This window comes from Crocinitomix algicola, from assembly GCF_001661595.2.
GTDB lineage: Bacteria > Bacteroidota > Bacteroidia > Flavobacteriales_D > Crocinitomicaceae > Crocinitomix > Crocinitomix algicola.
The window spans coordinates 44324-70759 of record NZ_LYPF02000027.1; the positions used below are offsets into that span (position 1 = coordinate 44324).

The following is a 26436-nucleotide window of genomic DNA, read 5'->3' on the forward strand; positions in this document are numbered from 1 at the left end:
TTTTTTAAGTTACTAATTCGAAAAACTGAATTACTCTTAAAAACGTACGATGCGAATAAGTGTAATTCTTCTATTTTTTCTAGTGGCAAATTTGAGTTTTGCCCAATCTTCCTATACCCTAAAAGGATTAGTTAAAGACCAAAATGATAGTCTCGTTTTCTGCAATGCCTTATTGTTAAATACTTCTGACAGCTCTTTGATTAAAGGTGGCCTTGTGAATAATGGAGAATTCATAATAAGAGGTTTGGAACAAGATACCGTTCTTTTAAAAATAGTCTCCTTGGATATCAATGCCCTTTATCAGACAATTGTTCGACCAGATACGACAATTTTAAATTTAGGAGTCATCCATGTTAATTCAGGAATTCTGATGAATAAGGTCGTGGCAAGTGCAATGAAACCAGCCTTTACCACTGGTAGTTCGGGTGAACTTATTGTTCATGTGAAAGGAACGATACTTGAAAGTTCCACGTCGATTAATGACGTTCTTTCCAAATCACCTGGTATTATTGTGGAAGAAGGAATTGTAACTGTGTTTGGCAAAGGAGAAGCGATTGTTTTGCTGAATGGTAAATTAATTTCAAGCGCACAATTACAAGCCATTCCATCGAGTAGCATTGAACGAATTGAAGTTTTGACAAATCCCCCGGCAAAATACGATGCGAGTGGCAAGGCAGTGGTTAATATTTTGCTCTCAGATAATTCAGTTGAGGGGTTTTCAGGAGAACTGGTCCAAAACACAACTTGGGCGAGGTATTTGCAATCCTATTCTACAGCTGCCTTTAATTATAGAAAAGGTAAATTATCCGCACAGCTAAATTATGCGCAAGATCACGGTCGTAATTGGGGAGCAAATGTTATCAAAAGAAATGCATTTTCTGATTTAGGAACAACAGAATCAATTAATGACTTTAAGGACCAATCCAATTTAAAATTTTACAATACCTACAACACAGGTTTTACGTATGGTTTTAATGCAAAAAATAGTCTTACCATTGAATATTTAGGGAGCGTAAGCCTATCCGAACAAGATGCCAATGCGATTACCATTTTTAGGGATGTTGAGGGTGTGAAGACAGGAATCACTACACAAAATTCAGGAGAAAATAAATACCTGCTTCAGTCTTTGAATTTAAATTACTCCCTTTTGTTCGATTCTCTGGGGACGAACTTGTTTGCAGGTGCACAGTATTTCTATTTCAATTCGAATGACGATATTTTTATAGAAGAGGAGATAAATAGGGAGGATAATCTCCAATTGTTTAATCGCCGAAATAATTCCGAGACGTTAATATCTTTTGCTACTGCGCAACTAGATTTTCAGAAATTCTACGCTAACAAATCCACCCTTTTTGAAATAGGGGTAAAGGGAATTCAAGCCGACAATAATGGGGAGGTTAAGTTCTTCTCTAAAAAGCCCGATGAAGAAGAGTTTAAATTCTATGCTAATCTGTCCAATGATTTTATTTACCAAGAAAATATAGGAGCAATTTACGCCCAATATTCTAGAGATTTGAACGAAAAAATCAGACTAAGTTTGGGGGTCCGAAGCGAATTAACCGCAGCAAATGGAATTTCAAAAAAAATCAATGAAACAATCATTGATACAACGTATTTTAATTTGTTTCCAAATGTCATTTTGGATTATGATTTGAAGGAGGATTGGAAGCTTAATTTATCCATGTCATCCTCCATAAAAAGACCTACTTATCAAGCTTTAGACCCCTTTTTGTTTTATATTGATTCGTTAACCACCAGCCAAGGAAATCCCCAATTAAAGCCAGAACAGACCTATTCAATAGAATCCAATATTAATTTTAAGCGTTACGGATTAAAAATAGGGTATAACCATACACAAAATGCATTTCGATATGCTCTATTGCCTGGAGATAACGGTCAGACATCATCCACATTAATGCAGGTAAATGTAGAACAAGAACATTCTTATTTTATTTCCCTTCAAGTACCGTTACAACTAAAAAGGTTTGTTCGATCATTTAACATTATTGGTACGACCTTAGATCAAGTAATTGATAGTCGGTCAGCATTTTCTACCAGCGAATTTCAGCCCCGCTTTTATTTTTTTACCAATAACATGATCAATATTGGCAAGTTGGGTAAAATTCAACTTGCTTTTAGGTTGCTCGGCACAAGATTTGACGGGCTGTATTATCGAAAACCTTTTTATAATTTTTCGGTTGGATGGTCGAAAAGTTTTATTGATGATCGGTTAAGTATAAATTTATTAGCGGATGATATTTTTCACACCAATATTGTTGACGGATATTACACATTAGCGGCCTCAAAAGTAAGCTATATACGAAAAATGAACACCAAATTATTTCGATTAACCCTGCGATATAATTTTGGTAAATTAAAGGAAAAAGCATACTCTTCTACGGATATTGGCAAGACAGCAAGTTCAAGAGTGCGGAAATAAAAAGAAACGCTTATTTAATTCGCATTCCATCGAAACCAGTAATAACAGAAAATCCGAAGGGAAAACTCGCCACTTAGCATATTATAAAAAATACGAATAATAAGCACGAATTCACCTAAAACATCACGGCATTTGAGCGGGTATAAATACCCATAAAATCAACATTAAAAACAATTAAAATTAATGTGCTATATTTACGGCAAACCCAACCCAAAATGATTAATTAATTAGAATATTAATACAAATAAATTAAAGGAATAAAAGTCATGGCTTTTATTTGAGCGTTGTGTGTAATGCCGAAAACCAATATCAATGTATTTAAAAACATTAAAACTTAAAAACTTCAGAAGTTACGATTCTATCGAAGTTGAATTCGACAAAAACCTAAATGTAATTATAGGAAAAAATGATATTGGTAAATCAACATTACTTGAGGCGCTCGATATTTTTTTTGGTCAAGAAAGAATAAAAATTGATATAACTGATAAAAACGTTTTTCAAGGCTCTGAAATGTCAATAAGTTGTTGTTTCATTACGGACGATGACAAAGAATACTTAATTGACACAGATGTAAAAACTAAACTGAAAGACGAATATCTTTTAAATAAAGATGGACTACTTGAAATTAAGAAAGTTTGGGATTGTTCAAAAGATAAACTTACAGCATCAAGCCTTAAAACTTATATTGTTTGCGAATACCCAAAAGAATTTCAAGATGCACCATTACCAATATTAAAAATCACAGATTTAAAAAAAATATTGGAAAATAAAGGTAATGAAAATATAGCTTTTGCTCTTCACGATAAACTTAATAATAATGAACTTGAAGGACTTGAAATTGGGCCTTATAGTTCAGATATGGATAAAAAAATCCCAATTAAAAATATCGACAAACGAAAAAGAGCAGATATCAGAAAGGCAATTTATCAAGTTTTAGATGATAAAGAATGTAAAACAATTGAACTTCCTATAGATAAGGAAGATAGTAAGAATATTTGGAACAGTATAAGTCTTGATTTGCCGTTATATTTCTTATTTCAATCTGATAGACCTAATAAAGATACAGATAAAGAAGTACAAGACCCTTTAAAGGTAATAACGAAAACTGCTATTGAAAATGTTATTGATAAATTAGAAGAAGTAAAAGCATTAATTAAAGATAGTGCAGAAAAAATCGGTAACGAAACTATTAAAAAGCTGGAAGAGATGAATCCAGAATTAGCAAAAGTTTTAAAGCCTGATGTTTCGAATAAAGCTTGGGACACTTTGTTTTCATTTTCATTTATAGGGGATGATAATATTCCAATGAACAAAAGAGGAAGTGGAGTTCGTAGATTAATCCTTTTAAATTACTTTAGAGCTGAAGCAGAGAGAATAAACACAAATAAGAGAAATGTAATTTATGCAATTGAAGAACCTGAAACTTCTCAACATCCAAACCATCAAACTTTATTAATTGAAGCTTTAAACGAAATTGCTCAAAAACCAAATAATCAAGTTTTAATCACTACTCATTCGCCTGAAATTGCAAAACAAACTAAAAGTGAACATTTAATTTTAGTAGATAAAGTTGATGGGAAAAATATGATTATTCAAGACGACAATAAATTAAAAGCTATTACTGAAACTTTAGGTATAACAACATATTTGGGGAAATTAGTAATTTGTGTTGAAGGCGAGAATGACATAAACTTCTTAATGAATATAAATCAAAGTATTTCAGATTTCAAAGAAACCATTGATTTAAAAAAGGAAAAGATTAAACTAATCCCAATGGGTGGTTCAGCTCTAAAAAATTGGATTGATAGACATTATTTAGAAGGCTCAAATGTCATAGAATTCCATCTTTATGACAAAGACTCGAATGAACAATATAAATCATCAATTGAAAAGGTTAATCAAAGAGAAGATGAATCAAAAGGAGTTTTGACAAGGAAGAGAGAGATGGAGAATTATATACATCCTAGCCTATTTCAAAGCGAATTTCATATAGATTGTTCAAATATAAAAGATTGGGATAATACAGATGTAGCTAGTATTGTTACAAATAAAACCAACAGATTTGATGATGAAAAAATAATCAAACAAATTGCCAATGGAAAATTAACGAAACAAATGACCAAAGAACTCTTAATTGAAATGAATTCTTATGAAGAGATAAATAGTTGGTTTAAGGAAATTAAAAGATTAAACGAAAACTAAAAAGCACTATACACAACAATGGCTATAAGTAATTGCTTGTTCCCGCCTACTTCTGAAAATCCTTGCGGATTTTCAGCTCGGTGTATACTTGCAAATTTAAGTACTAACCTCCCTACTGCTCATAGCGTAGACCGTTGTTACTTCAATTATGAATAAACTCATTTTGATTATTTTTAGTGGAATTATCTTTTCATGCTCAAATCAATCCACATCAACTCAAACGGCAGAAGAAAATTTTATACCAAAATCTTTTTTCGACTTCACTGAAGTGGATCATTATTCAATTAATATTTCTGAGAATGAAATATGGAGCCTGGAAGAAATAGATTCAGGTCAAACGAATTATTTATTCAATGAAATACTGACCAATCTTTATCCGGAGAACATAAAAGATACTGCATTTATCGAGCACCTAGAATCATTCGGCTATACAAAGAGTAAAATTTCAAACGCAAAACATGTCGAGCTGGACAGTTTATTCTCAGAAAAAAAACATGAAGAATTTTATCAATATATGTGTCTGCCTGAATTTAGGGATCTACTAATTTTTAAAGACTCCGTTCGAATTGTTGGAATTGCCAAAATTTGTTTTTCTTGTGATGAATCTCATATTCTTGGTGCTAATGCAAACACTGAAAAATTTGGAATGTCTGGAGACTATCGTAGGTTATGGAACCTATTATATGAAAAAAAAGCGCAGATCAAAAAATAAAAAAGTAAACGAAGCTGTTTGCCGTAAATGGCTATTTTTACATAACCGTCTGGCTATCATCAAAAAAAATAATTTGAAAACGAGGTTCGTCATAACAATTTTTTTAATGCTTCATCTTGGTTTAGTATGCGGTCAAAACGATAAGTATTTGACTTTTGAACTCGGAGGTTCGGGAGGATTAGGCTCATTCAACTATGAATCTGTTTTTGGTCAGAAGGAGAAAATAAGATACAGTTACAGAACAGGTTTTAGCTTTATGCCCATAGATAAGAACAATGGTGTAGCTTTAATATTCCCCCAAATGTTACATGGAATATTAGGGAAAAAGTCACATCAAATGGATTTTGGGATTGGACTTGCTCCATCATTTACAACAAATTTTGGAGGGGCTTATGTAAGAATGCCATTATCATTTTCCTATCGATTTGAACCCGAAGGGAAGAACCATTATTGGAGGATCGGTTATACTCCGTTAATCTCATTTCTTTTCGATTTTCAATGGGAGCACTGGGCGGGAGTTACATACGCCTATAAACTAAAATTCAAGAGGAACAAAAAATGAAAAAGGCACTTTTATTTGTTTTGGTAATTAGCTTCTTTAGTTGCAATAAGAAGGAGTTCTTCAAAGGACCTAATTCCTATAAAGATGGTTTTGAGGATTACAACGAAATTGATGAAATAATCGATGGAAATGACAAATACTGGTCCTTCTTTCAAAATACCTTGATTACAAATGACATTCTAATTGACACGACAATTACGCACAGTGGAAATCGAAGTGTAAAATTTATTGGAGGAAAAACGGAAAACGGTTTATCAAAAGCATCTATCAATAAACAAAACATGGCTTTCTGGGAAGGTGAAACCGTTGTGGTAGACTTTTGGCTTTACCTCGTTGGAAATGATCCTGCACAATGGCTTTTCATTTTTGATTTAGAGGAACAAACCAATATTGGTGCTGGCCCTGGGATGCGATTAGCTTTGGTTGATGGAAAATTACTACTTGAACATAAATATTCAAATCCAAATGTAGAGCAAAAAGGAGATGGAATTCCTTTTCCGAGAAATCAATGGGTAAATGTTCGATTTGAAACAAAACTGTCTCAGAAAAAGAAAGGATTTGTGAAGGTTTATCAAGATGGCTTGCTCATCATAAACCAAGAAAAATGGAAAACATTACCTTCAGATGTTTTATACTCTACACAAGGAACTCAAGGTAGGTATAGCCAAATTGAATTTGGAATAACTGCAAATCCATCTGAAAATGATTTAATCATGTATGTAGACGATATATCAGTACTCACTATAAACTAGAAAACGTTGGTTAACAATACCTAAACTACATTAATACGTAGATTAATCAAACCGAAGGCAACAACTGAAAGAAATAGTAATGGCAGGATTAGCAACAAAAGAAACAGGCAGAAGCGTTCAAAATTTTATCGAATCACTTGGTAACAATTCTAAACAAGCAGACAGTAATGTCATTTTAAAATTAATGGGAGAGGTGACGGGATATGAACCTAAAGTTTGGGGTAACGAAAAAGTACCAGACTTCTTGATTGGTTTTGGTAAATATAAATATCGCCGAAAGGGTTCAAAAGAAGAGTTTGAATGGTTTAATGTTGGATTTGCACCACGTAAATCTAAAATCACGGTTTACTTAACCATTGATATTAATGAGGAAATAGAACTCTTAGGAAAGTTGGGGAAGTGTAAATGGGGAAAAGGATGCTTGTATATCAATAAATTGTCAGATATAAATCTTGACATTCTCAAGCAACTCATTGAGAAGAGTAAAAGTGCGAAATGGCATTAACAATGATAAAACCAAAAACTGGTGCCGACAACACCAAAACACAATATTGTTCATAGCTAAACTGTTACTCAATTCAAAAAAACACACAAAACCATACAAGTTCGCCAAAAAAACAAGTTCAATACTGTTAAAATTAATGTGCTATATTTACACAAAACCCTGCCCAAAACGGATAGAATAATTAGAATATAATAACAGGAATAAAAGTCGTGACTTTTATTTTACCGTTGGGTGTAATTTGGAAAACTTACCAATTTTTGGTATTTTTGAACAAATATTTGAATTATGAGCAAGAACACATCAATATCACTCGGAAATTATTTTGACCAATTTGTGAGCAGCCAAGTCTCTACTGGACGATACAAAAACGTAAGTGAAGTAATTAGAGCTGGACTGCGCCTTTTAGAAAACGAAGAAAGTAAAGTCATTGCTTTGAGAAATGCAATTCAAGAAGGAATTGACAGTGGGATTGCACACGATTTTGACCCAGAAAAACATCTTCAGGAATTAAAAGCTAGACATAAAAAGAATGGCTAAATATGAACTGACCAACAAAGCTGTTGAAGATTTAACTGGAATTTGGGAATACACAATTGAAAAGTGGTCAGAACAAAAAGCTGATAGATATTATAACTTGCTATTAGATAGCTGTCAAGACATTGCTAATAATCCTGATTTAGGAAAAAATTACGAGGGAATAACCAATGACTTATTCGGACTTAAAACAAGCCGGCATATAATTTTTTACCGAAAACGAATTAACCTACCGATTGAAATTACGAGAATTTTACACGGACAAATGGATTTAAAAAATAGAATAACCGAATAAAAAAACTACACCCGACAATGAACTAAGCTAAATTCCAAGTTTTTTTGAATTTAATTTCTTGCATAATTAGGATCATAAGGTAAACCAGATTTAGCAATAGCATAGGCTTGCTTAATTAGCTTATTACATACGGCTATAAGTAATTGCATGTTCTCACCTACTTCTGAAAATCTTTGCGGATTTTCAGTTTAGTGTGTACTTGCAAAGTTAACCGCTAACCCACGCAACTACTCATAGCCGAGGCCGTTAACCGCAATTTGAATGAAACTACTTTATATTATATTGGTCTCAATTTTCGCATCAGAAATATCTGCACAAAATACGATTGATTATTATGAAGGAATTAATGTGGGTAAAATATTTGCTATCCAAAATGACTTTGAATCTGCAATTAATTCCTATCACCAAGTTTTTATCCATAATGATTTTGTCTTTGCAAGGGATTGTATTAACGCAATTGAATTTTCAATTCTTGCGAAGGACTCGGTCAAAATTGAGTACTTCATTGAGAGGGCAATTTCACAAGGAATCAAAATAACTGACATAGAAAAATCCTACAACCTAACTGATTACCTGAAAAGCAATGTTTACAATGAAATTAAAGAAAAAGAAGACAGTTTGTATCGTGTCTATACTTCACGAATTAATTGGGAGATAAGAGAAGAGGTTAATCAAATGTTCTCAGAAGACCAGAAACTGAGAGAAGAGTATTACGCTGCTAATGTTTTTCAAAAAAACAAAGTCCGAAAGAGGTGGGAAACATTGAATTCCGAACAAGTAGAAAGATTAATTGAAATTACGAAACAGTACGGTTTTCCAGGCGAAAAATTAATTGGACTTGACAGAAGTGAAATGCATTCTAAAATTAGGACAAACAACTATTCAGCAGGAATGCCAATAGTCATTTTTATACATCATTTTAGTCAACCGAATTTATCATATGATAGTTTACTCATAGATGAAGTGAAAAAAGGGAACCTATACAACGAACACTTTGGGACAATCTGCGATTTTGAAGCTGAATTTGGTAAATCGCGACATGAGAATTTTGGGTATTATGGTTTAAGGTTTCAGCCTAAAAAAATAGATCCAATAATGTTAAATAAAAAGCGCAAAAAAATTGGAGTTTTGGAATTTGAGCAAGTCGAGCAGTTGAACAACATAAAGGAAATTTCAAAATTTTGGAATCGATTATATTAAGAAAGGTGGTTAAAGAGGAGAAAGCATCAAACAAAAGTGAGAGCAAAGCCGACAGGTTTGCTATTAACAATAAACAGCACAAGATGAAATACATTCTATTCCTATTTTTGAATGCAATATGTTTTCTTTCATTTTGTCAATCTGATACCTTAACGAAGGAGGATATTGGAGATATGTTTCATGAAATTAACAAAACGGATCAAACCTATATTGGTGAAAATATTAGAGACACGCAGTTTGTCAAAAATTTCAACCAAATTATAAACCTAATTAAAGTTCAAGGTTACCCCAAATTCTTCGATAACAATGAGAATAAAAAATTAAATCGGTCCATTGAAAATGGAACTAAAAGAACATTTGTGCATATTTTACAAACAAAACCTGAACTATTATTAAACACAGAAATAATTGACATTATAAGTAAAGAAATCTCTGAACAAAGAATTAATTCCGAAATAATGAAGTTCGCTTTATCGATTTATCAATATGATATGGATGTTGGACGAATTGATTACTGGAGTGAATCAATTGAAAAAAATTTTTATCTGGCAATCCAAAAGTGGGATATTAAATTGTACAATGTAAAGAAGAAATAAAAGGTTATGACACTATTTGAAAATGAACTAAATCACATTTTACGCCAATTATTTCAATAATAGTAAAGATGAAGAAACCAAACTTTTATACAGTACAACTAAAGCTTAAAAGACATAAACTTGCGGTACTGGAAATGGAAAATGAAGATGCAATTCAAATAGGAGGGATAGTCGATTTAACTTCTAGGATTATAGTTTCGATTTTATTACCAACTTCTATTGGTTTAACACTAATTATTAGTGGTTTTATTATGAAGATAGGATCGCTTGAAGCTATTGGAGTGGTGCCCCTAATTTATGCTGGATATGCGATGGCTGTTTTGAAAAGTAAAAAGGTGAATAACAAAAACGTTAAAATAATTAGGACAGGGGAACTGGAAGTGAAATCGAATAGTGGGATTACAATATTTAAAAAGGACGCCATTAAAAATTTCAATACTAAAATTCACTTAGTATCGAAGGAGACATATGAAGGTAAATTGTTATTTAGTGATACAAATAATAACCAACATGTTATTCTAAGTATTAATGATACGGAAAAAAGTGTGCTCGAAGATGATTTAATATACTTGAAAGAGTTTATCATAAATAGGATGAACAATAAATGCTAACAATAGCTCAATTGCATAATATGGCTGTTTACTCCAGATCGTTAATTTTGTCTTAACGTGATATTTAACTCAATAATTGCCAAATTTACTTACGTTAATTACTTTAAAACCAAACTTGTTATCCATTAAAATTAATGTGCTATATTTACACCAAACCCTGCCCAAAACGGTTAATTAATTAAGAATCATAAACAGTCGAAATGAAATGAAATCATATCAGATAATGCTTCCGATTGGTCAAGAAAACCTTACTGATCTTTCAAGGTTGCTTGGAGTTTCGGTTGAACCAGACGAGTTCGATAAAGTTGAAAGCAAATTTGAAGATTCGGGATTGGATGAATTGGAACACTTATTTTTCGACCTAGAAATGATTAAAATATCTGTTTTGTTTGAAAAATATGAAGGGTACCTGAATGTAAACGTTAAAGGAAATGGAGAGACCTTTACAATGGTGTCAGAATATCTTTATGACGAATATGTTAAATCGGGAGGGAATGTAGCCTTTCAAGAGAAACCAAAATAAACTAATTACAACAAGGTGTAAAAATGCATTAAAACGCATTTTACACTAAACGTTAAAATTACCTCAAAATCTTACCAATTTACGCTAGTAAACACCCCTAAAAGCAACATTAAAATTAATGTGCTATATTTACACAAAACCCAACCCAAAACGGTTAATTAATTTGAACATTAATACAAATAAATATAAAGGAATAAAAGCCAGGACTTTTATTTGACCGTTGTAGTGCATTAGAGCGAACCTGAAACTCACAAGATTAGAATTGAAATTATGAATAAACAAATGAAAAGATTAAAAAAAGGAACTTCGATTTTTTTAATGATTGGACTTCTTTTTACTATGTCGTGCGGACCAAAGGAAAACAAGAATATACCATTAGAAAACCTTGACCCCAAATTAAAAAAGACTGGTAGTGTGATAGTAAAAGATATTCTAACTTCAATAACTCATGAAGATGGAGCCAGATACCTTTTGGATAAAAATTATATGACACCTTTGGTATATGGAGGAATTATGCGCTACACGGATATGTATAATGAAGCTTATGCAATGATTACTATGACTATTGGAAAAGTATTAACATATAGTTTGTTTCAGGTGGTTGACAAAGGAATTATTAAGACCATGAGATATAAACTTGTAACTGATACAGATGATATGAAATTCATAGAATTAAAAATAGATGTAAATATCGACTATGGGTTAGCTGACTATTATTTGTATTTAACCAGTAAAGATGGATTCTTACAAAGAGAAAATGTTCTACCCAAAGCTGTTAAGTAAATGCAATTTTGACGGAATATTCTACATTCGTGAAATAAACTCCTGTTACAATAAAAAAGCATCTAACAAAACCTAAACTGCAATAAAACGCAGTTTAGCCAAACCGCTACCAACCTCAAAAGCTTAGCAAATTAGCTCACGTAAATTCCAATAAAACCAACCTTAATAAGTATTAAAATTAATGTGCTATATTTATGCAAAACCCTGCCCGAAACAGTTAATGATTGACTATGATTTAGTGGAGTAGGCGAAAGATTCAAAGGAGTTAAGATCATGATTTATAGTCAGCCATATTGTATTAAGAATAAAAGACCATGAAACAAAAAGAAGAAAGATGGTTGGGAAATCAATCCAATCGAACTGACAAAACGAACTGGATTAAAAGAGGTCTAATTTGGGGTGTTTTTATGTTTTTGATTGTGGCATTAATACTACCTTACTATTCTCAACAGGAAATATCGAAAACAACTTTAGTGTTAAGACTTATTTTATGGATAGTTGGCGGTTTTATATTTGGTTATCTGACGGAGTTGTTAATGAATAGCGGTCTCGTTCAGCGTAAAAAATAACAATCAATAGGAATACGCATTAAAAGAAACAATAATTTAACTAATTTACAAAGCTTATTCTTACGAGTGAATGGTAGTTGATATTCATGCTTCAATTCCCTCAGACAAAGATTACTTAATTAGATGCATTCTAAACCCAACTTAAAATAATTATACAGGTATTACTGGATAGGGTAGTGGACGTAAAAATAGAGGGGCATCATATAGTTTTAGATGGAATTAAAAACGAAAAATGAATAAAATACTTTTAGGTTTATCAATTCTGATTTTAGCCAGTTGTGGTAGTGACAATTCAAAGTCGACTAAGACAGAAAATTCAAATGAAACTCAATTTCAATGGGATTTTAGTAAGCAAAGAAAATTTATCTACTCTTTTTCTCAGACAGTAAATGGAGAGAATAAAATGGGTAAAGACAGACCTGCGGAAAAAACATATATGACAGGTATAGGTCATTTAAATGTTCGAGTTAAAGAAAACAATCTTGCGGACTTAAGTCTAACGGGCATTGAAATGCAAATAATAATATTCAACGAAGATGGAACTCCAAGAGACACAATGACTCAAAAAGCTCCAGCAAACGTTGTGCAGGATATGAAACCGGATGGAAGTTTTAGTGATGGCAACGCAGATATTTTGTTTGATATGCTATTCCCTTTACCAAATAAAGACCTAGAAAAAGGAGATTCTGACGAAATTCCAATGAAAATGCCTTTCAACGTAAATGGCTCGCGTCTTTATTCTAAAGGTCAAAATACACTGACTTTTAAAGGATTTAAAGAAATTGAAGGACGAAATTGTGCGGTATTAAAAGGTATTATTAACGTCTCAAAACTTGATGTTCCAGAAGAATTAAAAGGGGATTATGAATGCTCATCAACAGGAAATGCGACATACTATTTTGACCTAGAAAATGGGTACTACGTTGGAGCGGATATTCAAATGGTAATGGATGTTATGGTAGACTCTGAAACTGAAAATGAAGAAGACTTTGGAATGTTTATGAAGATGAAAAGCGACAATGTCTTTAAAATCAGACTTGAGAAAATAGAAGAATAAAAGTGACTTTCCACCGAACAGATAAGGCATTCTATGAATGAAACTTTATTTTTTATAATTGTGATTGTCGGAATGACCAGCATGGTGGCATTTTTTTACATTACTGGAAAAAAAGCACTTCAAATTTTTCATGACCCATCCGCGGTTAAAATATTGTATGAAGAAAAAGGTGCTTCTGGAAGAGCGAATGATTCCTTACTTACAAAAGCTGGAGGAGCATCTGGTGTCCTTCATGTTGTTCTAACTTCGGAAGAGTTGTGGATTAAAACTGGTGTGTTATTTGGTTGGATTGTAAAGTGTTACAAGTTGTTGAATAAAATTCCACGAGACCAAATCGTTCGGACATATAAACTAAACAAGCGAAACGTTGTAGTGTATTTCAGAGATACAAAAGGAAAGACCAAAAGCGTAAGCTTAAAACTCAGAAATCCTGATAAGTTTATTGAACTTTTAGGAGTATGAAAACGGGGCATAACAAAGTAGGTAAAATTCACGTCTGTCACTCGTTTATACGCATAACCTGTAAATGGTCCAGAGCGTCATTACTCAGTAAGCCAGTCATAGTCCGGGATATTGACCCATGCACTTCGCACGCAATAAATTGCTTGCTATACTTTCAATATCTTACTAATTTACTCACGTAAATACCCCTAAAAGCAACATTAAAATAATTAAAATTAATGTACTATATTTACACAAAACCCAACCCAAATCGGTTAAAAAATTAGAATATTAAAATAGATGAATATAAAGGAATAAAAGCCATGACTTTTATTTGATCGTTGGGCGTCATACAAGAAAATCCTGCAAACAAGATAAGTTATAATGATTGACAAAATAGAATTAAAGAAGGTAAATACTTATGAAAATTCAGTCGAATTGACCGATTTGTCAAAAGTTAATTTCTTTTTCGGCAGTAATGGTTCAGGAAAATCGACCATTGCGAAACTTCTATATAATGAAAGTTTATTAAGCGTTGATAAAGATATAAAATTTGAACATTGTGAAATTTCTGGTTTTGATTCCTCTCGTGATGAAATAATTGTCTTTGATGAAAAATATGTAGAAAGAAACTTCATTTCTAACACTGAGCTATCAGGTCTTTTTACTTTAAATGAAGGAAACAAGGGGATTGATGATAAAATTGAAGCAAAACAAAATGAAATTAAAAAGCTAGACTCTTATTTTGAAATTTTAGAATCAAGAGAAAAAAAGATAAAGAAAAAATTAAAAGACAAACACAATGATTTAAAACAAAATTGCTGGTGGGAAAGAAACTCCTTTGATACATTTTATGAGGTTGATTTAGAGTATTCAAGAAGTAAAGATAACCACCTTAGAAATGTTAGAGATTATTTACCTATAAGTCCTGACGATAAGGATTTTACTCTTGAAGATTTATCGACTAGATATAAAGATTTATTTGAAGTTAAGAGGAAGAAGATTGAGATTAAAATATCTACAGAGTTATTGAAAAGACTTGAAGAGATTGAACGTGAGATTATTCCTTTGATGGAAGAAGTAATTACAGCGAATAAAGAAGTTGATATTGCAGAATTAATAGAAACCTTAGGTATAAGAAAATGGGTTGAAGAAGGACGGAAATATGTAATTGAAGGTAAGGAAAATACTTGTCCGTTTTGTCAATGTGAAACGTATGACGATGACTTAAAACAAAGATTCGAAGATTACTTTAATAAAAGCTATCAAGATAAAATTGACAAAATAAAAACATTCAATGAGAAATACAGTTCAACTTTTAATCAATTATTAGAAAACATATCTGAAGTATCAAAAGTTTACAACAAAGATAATCAGACTACTAACTTACTTAAAGAATGTAGTGATTTGCTTTCAGTTAACATTAAGAAATTTGAAAGGAAACTTGAATATTCGAATGAAGTAATTGAGTTCTTTGATGTATATAATTTCTATTCCGAGTTCGAAACTATAAATGATGAAATTGAAGAAAATAATGAGAAAATTAATGATTTTCAAAGAAACAAAGAGCAATTAATTGAAGATGTTTGGACTTACATCGCAAAGGAATCAAAAAGTTACATAGATGAATATGATGATTTTGAAAAGAGAATAACAGATATTCTCAGTCAATTGAATTCTCTTGAATCTCATTTTGAACAATCTGAGAAAAAACTCAAAGATGAAATTGAAGAATTAAAATCCCAAACAGTCTCGACCGATGAAGCAGTAAAAGCCATAAATGGAATATTAAAAAGCTGTGGCTTTGATAATTTTACAATTGAAGAAAAAGAATCATCTAATAATATTTCAAGGTATATTTTAAAACGCCAGAACAGCTCAGAAACAGATGTTTTTAAAACTTTAAGTGAAGGAGAAAAGAATTTTATTGCTTTCCTATACTTTTATCAGTTGGTATTAGGCACTGACGATAAAGATTCAGAACTAAAGAAAAGAATTGTAGTGATAGATGACCCTGTTTCAAGTCTTGACAGTCAGGTTCTATTTGTTGTATCAACACTAATTCATTCGTTAATAAAATACTCTAGTATAGACAGAAATGAGCTTGAAAATTCAACCTTAAATCAAGTATTCATTTTGTCACACAATTTATATTTCTATAAAGAAGTATCATTTAAACAAAGACCTATATGCAAAAAGAGAGCTCATTTTTCTGTTTCTAAATTTAATGGTATATCAATAGTTGATTATAAAGGCAAAGATACTTTTGTGCATAATGATTATATGTTGCTTTGGAAAAGTCTAAAGGAGTTGAAAGATACTAATGATAAAGCATTCAATATTACCATCGGAAATAGTATGCGTAGAATTATAGAAAGCTATGTTAATTTTATAGGATTAGGGAATAGTCATTGGGATAGTATTAGAAACTTAGATGTATCTAACCCAATTTACCCAATTTGTTCTGCTCTGATTTCTGAAATAAACGATGTCAGTCACAAATCATTACCTTTTGATGATTTATACTATCAAAGAATTGTAAATGAAGAACCTGATAGACTTTATTCAGCATTCGAATTGATATTTGAAAATATTGGGGAAGAACACTATAAAATGATGATGAATTAAAAAGTACGAACGCCCAACAATGTATAAAAATAATAGGCGAAACAGCATTAATTACAAAGGTTTTAGCTCATATCAAATTTTGTGTTTAACCGAAATTTTAGTGCTTCTAAACCGCCACAAAGCCATATGCAAACCGTTAGCCACAAGCTGAAAAAACAAATGGATAAGGAAAAACCAAGACTTGTAAGATTGACAGCTATCTTAACTCAATTACAATCGAAAAGGATTGTAACCGCAAAGGATATCGCCGAAATACATAATGTAAGTATTAGAACTGTTTATAGGGATATCAGAACTCTTGAGAAGTCGGGAATTCCAATCGTGACGGAAGAAGGAAAAGGATATTCCATTATGGAGGGTTATAAACTTCCACCAGTTATGTTTACGCAAGACGAAGCAAACGCTTTAATAACCGCGGAGCAACTAATCAGAAAGAATAAAGACCAATCTTTAACTGAACAATACGAAAGCGCTGTAACAAAAATCAAGTCAGTTTTAAATTACACCCAAAAAGAAAAAACGGAATTACTGACTAACAGAATACAGGTACGCAATAATCGTGAGAATGAAAAAACAAGCAAATATCTGATACAACTTCAATCGACTATTTCAAATTATCAAATAATTAAAATTGATTACCTGTCGTTGGAAAACAAGCAAAGTCAACGAAAAATTGAACCGTTTGCACTTTACACGACACAGGACAATTGGATACTTATCGCCTTTTGTAAATTAAGAAATGACTTTAGAGCATTTCGTCTTGATTGCATCCAAAAAATAGAAATCTTAGATGGTCATTTTGAACCACATAAAATGACTTTGCAAGAATACCTTGAAAAATGTAGTGAAAAATATCAGGACACCCCTGACACACCTTTGACATAAGGTCAATCTACTTTTGTGTTAAATCATAAAATTAAAAAAATGCAAACAGTAAACATTGAACCTTTTAACATTATCGGAATCTCGATTAGAACAACAAACGAGAACGGACAGGCAAGTAAAGAAATTGCTGAACTTTGGGGTAAGTTTATGTCCGAGAGTATTTTGGATAAAATTCCAAATAAAGTTGATCATGAAATTTATTCACTTTATACGGACTACGAAAGTGACCATACAAAACCTTATACGGCAATACTTGGTTGCAAAGTTGAAAATTTAGACAATATTCCCAGCGGAATGGTCGGTCAATCATTTAGTGGAGGAACATACACCAAGACAACTGCAAAAGGAGACTTAATGCAAGGATTGATCGTTAACCAATGGTCTAAAATATTTGAAATGGAATTGGACAGAGTCTATGATGCCGATTTTGAGGTTTTCGGGGAAAAAGCACAAAACCCTTCTGATGCTGAAGTGGATTTCTATGTAGGTATAAAACAAGAAACGAATGGGTAAACTAACCTTAAAGACAGCCCCATGATTAAATGATGTTTTTGCGAATTATCCCGACTCTGTTCGGGATAAATTGCAACATCTTCGGTAATAGGTAATAGAAACAGCAGAAGAAACCAAAGGTGTAACTGTCTTGGAAGAAACGTTGAAATGGGGAGAGCCCAATTTTGTTCCCAAAACCGGAAGCACTTCGCGAAGGGATTGGAAAGAGAAAAACCTGACCAATATGCAGTGTATCTCCAATGTAAGAGTAAATTATAGGACCAGTATTAGCCCTTGAAAACAATATTGGTATCGCTTTTGAAATCGATGGGGAGTTTGTGGTAGAGACAAATCTGATAAAATGGGAAAAATGTTTCATTGGTATCTTAGTATTGAAAAGTAGTGGAGATGGAATAATGTAATTGAAGTCTTGATGAGTTTCGCAGAGATGGATTAACCAGAATGTTGAATGAATAAGCCCTATGTGAAAAATCGAACCATACTTAGCACCAATTGAAATTGTATTTTACTTTAACCAGTTTATCATCTCAAAAAAACGTCAATAAATATTCCATAATTTCAATAAATCCAACCTTGTTACCGTTAAAGATTAATGAACTATATTTGCACAAAACCTTGCCCAAAACGATTAAAAAAAATAGAGAATTTAAGTCGGTAAATAAAAGGAAAAAGAGGTATGACTTTTATTTGACCGTTGCAGGTAATTAGAACAAAAACGCGAAACAAATAGTAAACTAAAAAAGATATTATATGGAATTTAAAACGGAACAAGAAAAATTTTGGGCTGGTGAATTTGGTAACGAGTACATTGGTAGAAACAAGAGTGCCGAGCAATTAGCTTCAAATTTAAATTTTTTCTCAAAAGCTTTGTACCATACAGGCAAGCCGAACAGTCTTATTGAATTTGGTGCAAATATTGGAATGAACTTGAGAGCGATTAAACTTCTATTTCCTAATATTGAGATGACAGGAGTTGAAATAAATAAAACAGCGTCAGACGAATTAGCAGACTTCCTTGGAAAAGAAAATGTCATCAACACTTCAATATTCGACTATGAGCCAACTGTTAAATATGATGTTTCCTTAATAAAGGGAGTGCTAATTCATATAAAACCAGAAATGCTTTCAACTGTCTATGAAAAACTCTATCAATCAAGTAATAAATACATCCTGATAGCTGAATATTATAATCCATCTCCTGTAACTGTAAATTATAGAGGACATAATGACCGTCTCTTCAAGAGAGACTTTGCTGGCGAATTACTTGAAACTTATGATGATTTAGAGTTAATTGATTATGGTTTCATATATAAAGGTGATAAGGCATTTCCCCAAGACGATATTACATGGTTTCTGATTAAAAAGAGATAAAAACATAAACAGTGTATAAGCGGTATTAAAACGACCGCTTATACATAGCACTAGCTGCCATTATTGAATCGAGTACGATGCAAAATTCAATAGACCAACTTGAAGAACTTACTAAAATCATTCCCGACAAACTGAATGCAATCAGCGAATTGAATTTTAGCTATAAGTCAAATCCTGAAAAATGGAATAAAAAAGAAATCCTTGGACATTTGATTGATAGTACAACAAATAATCATCAAATATTTATCCGGACACAATTTGAAGAATCTCCTAAAATTTGGTATGATCAGGATAATTGGGTTGAGAGAAACAACTATCAAAACATACATAAAGAGTGCCTCATTGATTTTTGGACTATTTATAACCGGCACTTAATTAAAGTTGTTAAGAATATTCGGCCCGAAAAACTCTTCAATACTTGTGAAATGAAAGATGGAACAAAACAGACAATCGAATTTCTAATTTGTGACTACGTAAAGCATCTAGAATATCATTTAAGCCAAATAATAACGCCAACGGATGGAAATTCTAAAAGCTGAAATTACAGATGATAAGATTTTGACCAAAATTACAAAAGAGTCAAAAGCATATTGGGGATTTCCAACAGAAACTCTCTTGAAATGGGAACATTTGCTTACCATTTCGCAAAAATACATTGAAGAAAATAATGTGATTAAACTAGTGAACAACACAGAAATTATTGGTTATTATTCATTCTTCAAAATAGATAAAAAAACATTAAAACTTGATAATTTATTCATTCTGCCAAGTTATATTGGAATAGGTTTGGGAAAGGTGTTAATGAATCATTTTCTAGATCAAACAAAAAAATTAGGTATTGAAAAAATAACACTTGAAGCCGAACCAAATGCAGAAGATTTTTATAAAAAATTTGGATTTGTAACTATTGGACAACTTGAGAGTTCAATAAAAGACAGGTTTTTGCCTATAATGGAGTTAAAACTCAATGAATAAAAAAACGGTTTGAATCAAAGAACTGGGTATGAAAAATCTGTTAGCTAAATTTTGACACATGATTTTGGTGATAGGGTAGTGCACGTTTGAAATGTCAAAAGTTGCTTGATTAAATTGTTAGCTTCTACGCTTTTTATTCGACCAAAATTATGCCTACAGTCATTATTGAACTGGCAACGTTAATTGTTAACCCCCTGCTACTGCTCGTAACTAAACCGTTAAACAACCTCAATAACCTGCAAATTTACTCACGTAAATCCCCTTAAGCAACATTAAAATTAATGTGTTATATTTACGCAAAACCCAACCCAAACGATTAATTAATTTAAATATAAAGGAATAAAAGCCATTACTTTTATTTGACCGTTGTGGTGCATTGAAACCAACGCTACCCAAAAATTAATAATAACTGAAATTAATCAAATATTTTCCTTAAATTTGTATCCAAGTAGATACATTTCTATATGTACTTTATTGAGAAAACACCGGAATTTGACAAATGGCTTAGAAAGCTAAAAGACTTTAAGGCGAAAGCAAAAATTTTGTTCAGAATTCAAAAACTGGAAACGGATGAACATTTTGGAGATTGCAAAACAGTTGGAGGTGGAATTCGAGAAATGCGAATAAATTTTGCAAAAGGCTATAGGGTGTACTTTAAAGAAAAAGACGGAAAAGTAATTGTTTTGCTTATTGGGGGAGATAAATCTTCTCAACAAAAAGACATTGCTAAGGCAAAAGAAATTTGTAAAAAATTAAATATGTAGAAAATGGGAAATTCAAGATTTGAAATAGCAGATTATTTGGATAGTAAAGAGATGATTGCGGAATATCTTAATACTGTATTAGAAGAAGGTGATAATGCAGATGTAATTAATGCTATTGGACATATTGCAAAAGCAATTGGAATGACAAAAATTGCTGAAGAAACTGGATTAAGCAGACCAAGTTTGTACAAAGCATTATCGGAAGGCGCAAAACCTCAATTTGCCACAATTATGAAAGTATTAAAAGCAATCGGAGGACAAATTCAAGTTAACCCGAAGTCCGCTTAAAAAACGACACCACAACAAAAAATAAAATTAACCGCTACGCGGTGCGGCATAAATGCCTAATTTTATTTAACCGTTGTAGCACATTAAAATGAACAAACGAAAGGTTTACATATTATCGATTACCGTGGTTTTGTTAGGTCTTATGTGGACTTTGAGACCAGAAAGAACAAAGTTTGATGGACTTTCAGGAGAAATTTGGAATTTAATGTTTACGACCGATACCAAATATGCAAATGGCTATACCGACAAAGGATTCCATAGCATTGAAATCGGTATGACGGAAAAAGAAGTTCTCGTAATCCTTGGAGAACCACTGACCCGATGGACTCCGTATCAACATACCAAATTTCAAGACAAAGCCCACTACGTTGGACTTCAATACAGTGAGAGTCCTTCAAGTACAAATTATAGACTTAGACAGGTGTATTTGGACAATGGGATAGTTGCAGACGTAATTGGATACTTTTATGTCGATTGAAAAATGAGACGAAAAGAAATAGACATACTTCTTGAAGCGTTGGACAAAACCACAAATTCAAATTCTTATTGGATAACTTTGGGTATAACGGAGGAGAAGGAACAATTAGAAACCGATATCATCCAACATCTAAGAACAGGATGCTTTCATTTTGAGCTAGTTAAAGAAGATTTGCATCGTGGGTTTAACGACTATTCTGAAATGATTTTCCCGAAAGGATTTGACACGTCAACCTTTCTTCAAAAACCTGGAAACGTATGGAACGGAGCTGAAGAACTTACAATAGATAAAATTGATAAATCCTTGGTAAAGGAGATTATAATTGACCTTCTGACAGGAGAGGAGAAATGCTTTTCAAGAAGTCATCTTGGAACTCAGATTAAGTTTAAAAAGGCAAATCAATTGGTTAACAATTTTTTCAAAGCACTTGACGAAAATGGAACTTGGGAAGCTTACAATATCAAACCCGATTTTTTGAATCAAGTAGATGATTATTACAATACCAATTTCATCCAATTGGGATACTTTGAAAACAATAAAAGAGATTTAGCATTGGCAATAAAATATGAAGATGAAGTGAATATTTTGTTGACTAATGGATATGGATAAATAAAAAATCACTGTACAACAAGGCATATAGCTTATAGCGGGTTAACAGCTACCAGCAAGGTTTTCGCTCCTTACCCAGCTTTGGTTTTGGTAGACAGGAAAGCGCTTTAAAACCGCCACAAAGCCATAAGCAAACCGTTAAACAACCGCAATAACCTATAGATATACTCACGTAAATACCCTTAAGCAACATTAAAATTAATGTGCTATATTTACGCAAAACCCTACCCAAAAGATTAGATAATTAGAACATTAATACAAATAAATATAAAGGAATAAAAGCTATGACTTTTATTTAACCGTTGTATTTAATTTAAAAACTACATATGCATAGTTCAAACAATATTTTTTTAGTAAGGCCTGCAAATTTTGGGTATAACCCAGAAACCGCTAAGTCAAATGCGTTTCAGAATCAAATAATTCAAGAATCAAATGTTATAGTTCAAAATGCCATACAAGAATTTGACAAGATGGCTAAAATACTATCTGATAAGGGTATAAATGTTTTAGTAATTGAAGACTCACCAAACCCTATAAAACCAGATGCTGTTTTCCCAAACAATTGGGGTTCATTCCACTCTAATGGTGTGGCGGTTCTTTATCCAATGCTTGCAGAGAACAGAAGAGAAGAAAAGCGTAAAGAAATACTAGAATCAATTCAGGAAAAATTCGAGATCAAAGAAATAATAGATCTCTCAAAACATGAGGAAAAAGGTGTTTTTTTGGAAGGGACAGGGAGTATTATTTTTGATCATGATGCGAAAATTGCCTACGCTTGTCTTGCACCTCGCACAGACAAGAAATTATTTATCGAAACTAGTAAAATGCTTGGCTATAAACCTATTTACTTTTATTCAAGAGACATTAATGGTAAAGAGATATATCACACAAATGTGATGATGAATATTGGAAATGGTTATGCAGTAATTTGCCTAGAAAGCATTACAGATGAGACTGAAAAAAATCAGGTAATCAAGTCACTTAAAAGTTCAGGAAAGAAAATAATAGATATCTCTTTCGACCAAATGAAATCGTTTTGTGGCAATATGATTGAATTAGAAATACAGGAGGAAAAGAACATATTAGCAATGTCTCAAAGTGCTTATAATAGTTTAACATTATCACAAAAAAGCACACTCGAATCATATTGTGAATTGTTTCCAATAAAGATAGATACCATAGAGCGAATTGGCGGAGGTAGCGTTAGGTGTATGATTTCAGAAATATTTCTTCCGAAGAAAAACTAAAATACAACAAAACCTAAACTGCATTAAAACGCAGTTTAGCCATAACGTTGGATACAATATCCCAATTCGCGATAATAGACTGATTTAAAATAGATTGATTATGTCATTAGAAGAAAAAAGAAAATTGATAGAAAGAGGTAGACAAGAGTTATCTAATGGTGTTTTCCCTAATTTGACTCTGGAGTCAATTAAGGACAGCCGATTACGTAAAGATGTTTCCAAAAGCATATTTAATCTATCAGGGGAAAGGTTTGATGACTTGCCAAAAGAAGAAAAGGAGAAAAGAAAAACCCGACTAAAAGTGATTCTTAAATTTGAGGATTATTTGCTGTCTTTCATAATGTTTCGTAATGCTGCCTATATATTATTGATAATTGGATTAATTACTTTTTTTAGGGCTTCCGTCACCTTATCTATATATGATAGATAATGATATTTTAGCTTCAAGACGAGGTGCTATTCCAAGGATTTTTAATGTTCTGACACCATATATTTATATTATCGCGCGTTTAGTGATAGGCTGGGTTATATTTGCAGCTTATAAAAAACAGTTGAATTTTATTAAAGCAAAAACAGAATATGAAACAATTGTTGCTAACAATGTTTGTAATTCATAAGGGTTTCCGAGGTTTTTAATCGGTATTTTCCGTATCAATTTTGGGTGGTAATAATTTAACTTCACTCGTTACGTAATTTATACGTAAAGAGTGATTTTAATTATAAAAAGATGAAAACACTTAATGTAATTTTATTTTTTTTTGACGTTTTCTAGTTATGGTCAATCGGATCAGCATGTGAAATTTGGGCTTTCTAGTTCACTAAATAGAACGTATATTGAGCAGTTGACATTTGGAGATGGGTTAGGTGCTAAAGTAAGGGGAATAAAACAGCCGCTTGGATTTTCATTTGGAATTAGAACCAAATTCTATATTGGCAGTCAAATAAATATTAATACAGGGTTGGACTTACTTTCAATTCAAAACATTCGATATTTTTATCATGGTTACACGCATACGAACTCTACGAAAAAGTGAGGTGTCTTCAATCATATACGGAATTGAAGTCTCCTCCCTTCGATTTTCATTTTTAATGGATGGTTTTAGCACTTATTTTCAGAATACTTCGCTGAAACTACCCCTGTATTATAGTTTTACACATGGTATTTCGAAACGACTTTTAGTGAAAATGAATTTAGGAGTGAATACACAAATCCAAACAAATCGAAATTTAACCACATTCGTATGGAACAATTCAATCAGTCTTAAGAGAACAACAATGAGCGGTGCTTTCCCGTTGCTCCACCTCGAATTGGGATTTAAATATGTGACAAAACAAAAGCGAAGCATGCTATTGTCACTCGCCTATAATCACGGATTCATTAATAATGAAGAAGTTATTTATTCGACGCAAAATCCCATAACTGAAACAAAGCTAAATTCAAACGGTACATTTTTTGAGTTGCGCTTTGCATTTGAACTATTCAAGAATGGATTAATTTTCAATCGATAATAAAATGAAAAAAACTCATAACAAAACTTGAATTTCATAGCGGTTTCATCTGAAACGAGACAGCAACGCTTTTTAACCGAACCGTTAAAACAACCTCAATAACATACAAATTAGCTCAGGAAAACACCCCTAAAAGCAACATTAAAATTAATGTGCTATATTTACACAAAACCCAACCCAAACGGTTAATTAATTAAAACATTAATACAAATAAATATAAAGGAATAAAAGCCATGACTTTTATTTGATCGTTGTGTACAATTTGAAAAATGAGATTTAACAAACCAGCATATCCAACAGTTCATTTTAGCGAAGAAATTTGGGTTAATTGTCCAAAGTGCTCTGAACCTGCTTTGGTAAAAACCGAACTACCAAAATATACGTTACCTTTTCCTCGGGGACACAAATCAATCTGTAGCTGCAGTCATTGTGGATTCCAAGAAACTAACGAGAGTAATTGGTCGGGGTTTGTTCAGGGGTTTATTAACCGAGCATGCGGAAATTGTGGAAGTGGAATATCTTACACCACGGAACCGACAAAAGAACCATATGAAACATCAGAAATTACATGTGATGTATGCAAGGCCACAAGAGAGTATGAGATTAAATGGTATCGCTACCGAAATGACAAACCTACAGACCCTTATTTTGGGTTTGATTTATTTCTTCAAACCAGTATAAAAGATAATGTACTTTGGTTGTACAATATTGACCATTTAGACTATCTAAAAGAATATGTTGAAGCTAAGCTTAGGGAAGATGATGTAAGACACAAATACTCTATGATAACAAATTTACCTCAATGGGTCAAGTCAAGTAAGAATCGTGAAGTGATAGTCAAAAAGGTTAATAAGTTGAGGCACGAATTAGAAAAGAAAACTTTACACAACAACACCTAAGAAAACATGTCCTTCGGGACACGTTTCATAGCCAACCGTTAGCGGCAAGCAGAAAAAAAAGAAATACGATAAATGAAAATAATACCCCCATATCAAATAAGTTCTGAGATTTTAAATCTGATAAATCAATCGGATAAATATATCGTTCTGGTTTCACCATATGTGAATTTTAGAAATTGGGGAGGAATTAAGCAAGAGATAGAAAAAGCAATTCAAAGAGGAGTAAAGATTGAGTTCATTACGAGATATGATGTCGATAATAATAAAAGTTGGAAACAGATTGAAGCATTGGGAATTAAGCCAAAACTTGTAAAGAACCTACACGCAAAATTATACTTCAACGAAAAGAATGGAATTGTTACTTCTATGAATTTACTGACAAGCTCAAATTTGAGTGCAATAGAATTTGGGGCGATTTACGATACGAAAGAAGAAATCCAAGAATTAAAATACTTCGTCAAGCAATTTTTGGTCCCTCATTTTGAAAC

The 26436-nt window shown here is 32.3% G+C and carries 32 protein-coding genes; all 32 read left to right on the forward strand.

The window, feature by feature from the left end; genetic code table 11:
* Nucleotides 1-49 precede the first annotated feature (49 nt).
* Nucleotides 50-2440, forward strand: a complete 2391-nt coding sequence (locus A8143_RS15030) for an outer membrane beta-barrel family protein (RefSeq protein WP_070138485.1) — start codon at nucleotides 50-52, stop codon at nucleotides 2438-2440.
* Nucleotides 2441-2752: 312 nt separating this feature from the next.
* Entirely contained in the window at nucleotides 2753-4642 is a 1890-nt protein-coding gene (locus A8143_RS15035; RefSeq protein ID WP_070138486.1) for an ATP-binding protein, read from the forward strand.
* 148 nt (nucleotides 4643-4790) lie between these two features.
* Nucleotides 4791-5354: a hypothetical protein gene (locus A8143_RS15040; protein ID WP_070138487.1), complete on the forward strand. Its 564-nt coding sequence runs from the start codon at nucleotides 4791-4793 to the stop codon at nucleotides 5352-5354.
* A 73-nt stretch (nucleotides 5355-5427) separates the two neighbouring features.
* The gene (locus A8143_RS15045) at nucleotides 5428-5916 is read left to right on the forward strand and encodes a hypothetical protein (protein WP_139134381.1); all 489 of its coding nucleotides are present in this window, start codon (nucleotides 5428-5430) and stop codon (nucleotides 5914-5916) included.
* The gene (locus A8143_RS15050) at nucleotides 5913-6668 is read left to right on the forward strand and encodes a heparin lyase I family protein (protein ID WP_070138489.1); all 756 of its coding nucleotides are present in this window, start codon (nucleotides 5913-5915) and stop codon (nucleotides 6666-6668) included. The genes A8143_RS15045 and A8143_RS15050 overlap by 4 nt, the downstream gene beginning before the upstream one ends.
* 79 nt (nucleotides 6669-6747) lie before the next feature.
* Nucleotides 6748-7173, forward strand: a complete 426-nt coding sequence (locus A8143_RS15055; RefSeq protein ID WP_070138490.1) for a DUF1801 domain-containing protein — start codon at nucleotides 6748-6750, stop codon at nucleotides 7171-7173.
* A gap of 285 nt (nucleotides 7174-7458) precedes the next feature.
* Complete coding sequence (locus A8143_RS15060) at nucleotides 7459-7710, forward strand: type II toxin-antitoxin system ParD family antitoxin (RefSeq protein ID WP_070138491.1); 252 nt, start codon at nucleotides 7459-7461, stop codon at nucleotides 7708-7710.
* Entirely contained in the window at nucleotides 7703-8002 is a 300-nt protein-coding gene (locus A8143_RS15065; RefSeq protein WP_070138492.1) for a type II toxin-antitoxin system RelE/ParE family toxin, read from the forward strand. The genes A8143_RS15060 and A8143_RS15065 overlap by 8 nt, the downstream gene beginning before the upstream one ends.
* Nucleotides 8003-8263: 261 nt before the next feature.
* On the forward strand, nucleotides 8264-9202 hold the full coding sequence (locus tag A8143_RS15070) for a hypothetical protein (RefSeq protein ID WP_139134382.1): 939 nt from the start codon (nucleotides 8264-8266) through the stop codon (nucleotides 9200-9202).
* A gap of 83 nt (nucleotides 9203-9285) precedes the next feature.
* On the forward strand, nucleotides 9286-9798 hold the full coding sequence (locus tag A8143_RS15075; protein WP_139134383.1) for a hypothetical protein: 513 nt from the start codon (nucleotides 9286-9288) through the stop codon (nucleotides 9796-9798).
* Nucleotides 9799-9866: 68 nt separating this feature from the next.
* The gene (locus tag A8143_RS15080) at nucleotides 9867-10409 is read left to right on the forward strand and encodes a hypothetical protein (protein ID WP_070138495.1); all 543 of its coding nucleotides are present in this window, start codon (nucleotides 9867-9869) and stop codon (nucleotides 10407-10409) included.
* 205 nt (nucleotides 10410-10614) lie between these two features.
* On the forward strand, nucleotides 10615-10932 hold the full coding sequence (locus A8143_RS15085) for a hypothetical protein (RefSeq protein WP_139134384.1): 318 nt from the start codon (nucleotides 10615-10617) through the stop codon (nucleotides 10930-10932).
* A 339-nt stretch (nucleotides 10933-11271) separates the two neighbouring features.
* Nucleotides 11272-11715 (forward strand): hypothetical protein, encoded by a 444-nt coding sequence (locus A8143_RS15090; protein ID WP_139134385.1) that lies wholly within the window; start codon nucleotides 11272-11274, stop codon nucleotides 11713-11715.
* A gap of 314 nt (nucleotides 11716-12029) precedes the next feature.
* Entirely contained in the window at nucleotides 12030-12284 is a 255-nt protein-coding gene (locus A8143_RS15095) for a hypothetical protein (RefSeq protein WP_070138498.1), read from the forward strand.
* A gap of 232 nt (nucleotides 12285-12516) precedes the next feature.
* The gene (locus A8143_RS15100; RefSeq protein ID WP_070138499.1) at nucleotides 12517-13341 is read left to right on the forward strand and encodes a hypothetical protein; all 825 of its coding nucleotides are present in this window, start codon (nucleotides 12517-12519) and stop codon (nucleotides 13339-13341) included.
* Nucleotides 13342-13374: 33 nt separating this feature from the next.
* The gene (locus tag A8143_RS15105) at nucleotides 13375-13803 is read left to right on the forward strand and encodes a hypothetical protein (protein WP_070138500.1); all 429 of its coding nucleotides are present in this window, start codon (nucleotides 13375-13377) and stop codon (nucleotides 13801-13803) included.
* Between the two features lie 363 nt (nucleotides 13804-14166).
* Nucleotides 14167-16410 (forward strand): AAA family ATPase, encoded by a 2244-nt coding sequence (locus tag A8143_RS15110; protein WP_070138501.1) that lies wholly within the window; start codon nucleotides 14167-14169, stop codon nucleotides 16408-16410.
* A gap of 159 nt (nucleotides 16411-16569) precedes the next feature.
* Entirely contained in the window at nucleotides 16570-17295 is a 726-nt protein-coding gene (locus tag A8143_RS15115) for a helix-turn-helix transcriptional regulator (RefSeq protein WP_070138521.1), read from the forward strand.
* 39 nt (nucleotides 17296-17334) lie between these two features.
* Entirely contained in the window at nucleotides 17335-17808 is a 474-nt protein-coding gene (locus A8143_RS15120; RefSeq protein ID WP_070138502.1) for a GyrI-like domain-containing protein, read from the forward strand.
* A 750-nt stretch (nucleotides 17809-18558) separates the two neighbouring features.
* Nucleotides 18559-19179 (forward strand): pseudaminic acid biosynthesis-associated methylase, encoded by a 621-nt coding sequence (locus tag A8143_RS15125; RefSeq protein WP_070138503.1) that lies wholly within the window; start codon nucleotides 18559-18561, stop codon nucleotides 19177-19179.
* Between the two features lie 77 nt (nucleotides 19180-19256).
* Nucleotides 19257-19718, forward strand: a complete 462-nt coding sequence (locus tag A8143_RS15130; RefSeq protein ID WP_070138504.1) for a DinB family protein — start codon at nucleotides 19257-19259, stop codon at nucleotides 19716-19718.
* Nucleotides 19699-20154 carry a GNAT family N-acetyltransferase gene (locus A8143_RS15135; protein ID WP_070138505.1) on the forward strand — a complete coding sequence of 152 codons (456 nt, stop codon included), beginning with the start codon at nucleotides 19699-19701 and terminating at the stop codon, nucleotides 20152-20154. The genes A8143_RS15130 and A8143_RS15135 overlap by 20 nt, the downstream gene beginning before the upstream one ends.
* Before the next feature lie 464 nt (nucleotides 20155-20618).
* The gene (locus tag A8143_RS15140; protein WP_070138506.1) at nucleotides 20619-20918 is read left to right on the forward strand and encodes a type II toxin-antitoxin system RelE/ParE family toxin; all 300 of its coding nucleotides are present in this window, start codon (nucleotides 20619-20621) and stop codon (nucleotides 20916-20918) included.
* A 3-nt stretch (nucleotides 20919-20921) separates the two neighbouring features.
* Nucleotides 20922-21206, forward strand: coding sequence for an addiction module antidote protein (locus A8143_RS15145; protein ID WP_070138507.1), 285 nt, complete (start codon nucleotides 20922-20924; stop codon nucleotides 21204-21206).
* A gap of 88 nt (nucleotides 21207-21294) precedes the next feature.
* A complete protein-coding gene (locus A8143_RS15150; protein ID WP_070138508.1) occupies nucleotides 21295-21684 on the forward strand; it encodes a hypothetical protein in 390 nt (129 codons plus the stop codon).
* A gap of 3 nt (nucleotides 21685-21687) precedes the next feature.
* A complete protein-coding gene (locus A8143_RS15155) occupies nucleotides 21688-22293 on the forward strand; it encodes a hypothetical protein (RefSeq protein WP_070138509.1) in 606 nt (201 codons plus the stop codon).
* A gap of 326 nt (nucleotides 22294-22619) precedes the next feature.
* The gene (gene ctlX, locus A8143_RS15160; protein WP_070138510.1) at nucleotides 22620-23540 is read left to right on the forward strand and encodes a citrulline utilization hydrolase CtlX; all 921 of its coding nucleotides are present in this window, start codon (nucleotides 22620-22622) and stop codon (nucleotides 23538-23540) included.
* A gap of 100 nt (nucleotides 23541-23640) precedes the next feature.
* Complete coding sequence (locus A8143_RS15165) at nucleotides 23641-23970, forward strand: hypothetical protein (protein WP_070138511.1); 330 nt, start codon at nucleotides 23641-23643, stop codon at nucleotides 23968-23970.
* A 328-nt stretch (nucleotides 23971-24298) separates the two neighbouring features.
* Nucleotides 24299-24574 (forward strand): hypothetical protein, encoded by a 276-nt coding sequence (locus A8143_RS15175; RefSeq protein ID WP_139134386.1) that lies wholly within the window; start codon nucleotides 24299-24301, stop codon nucleotides 24572-24574.
* Nucleotides 24540-25049 carry a hypothetical protein gene (locus tag A8143_RS15180; RefSeq protein WP_139134387.1) on the forward strand — a complete coding sequence of 170 codons (510 nt, stop codon included), beginning with the start codon at nucleotides 24540-24542 and terminating at the stop codon, nucleotides 25047-25049. Before A8143_RS15175 ends, A8143_RS15180 begins: the two co-directional genes overlap by 35 nt.
* Nucleotides 25050-25318: 269 nt before the next feature.
* Nucleotides 25319-25948 carry a hypothetical protein gene (locus tag A8143_RS15185; RefSeq protein ID WP_070138515.1) on the forward strand — a complete coding sequence of 210 codons (630 nt, stop codon included), beginning with the start codon at nucleotides 25319-25321 and terminating at the stop codon, nucleotides 25946-25948.
* A gap of 72 nt (nucleotides 25949-26020) precedes the next feature.
* Nucleotides 26021-26436, forward strand: a 416-nt coding sequence (locus tag A8143_RS15190) for a phospholipase D-like domain-containing protein (protein WP_175437558.1), incomplete at its 3' end; no start/stop codon positions are given.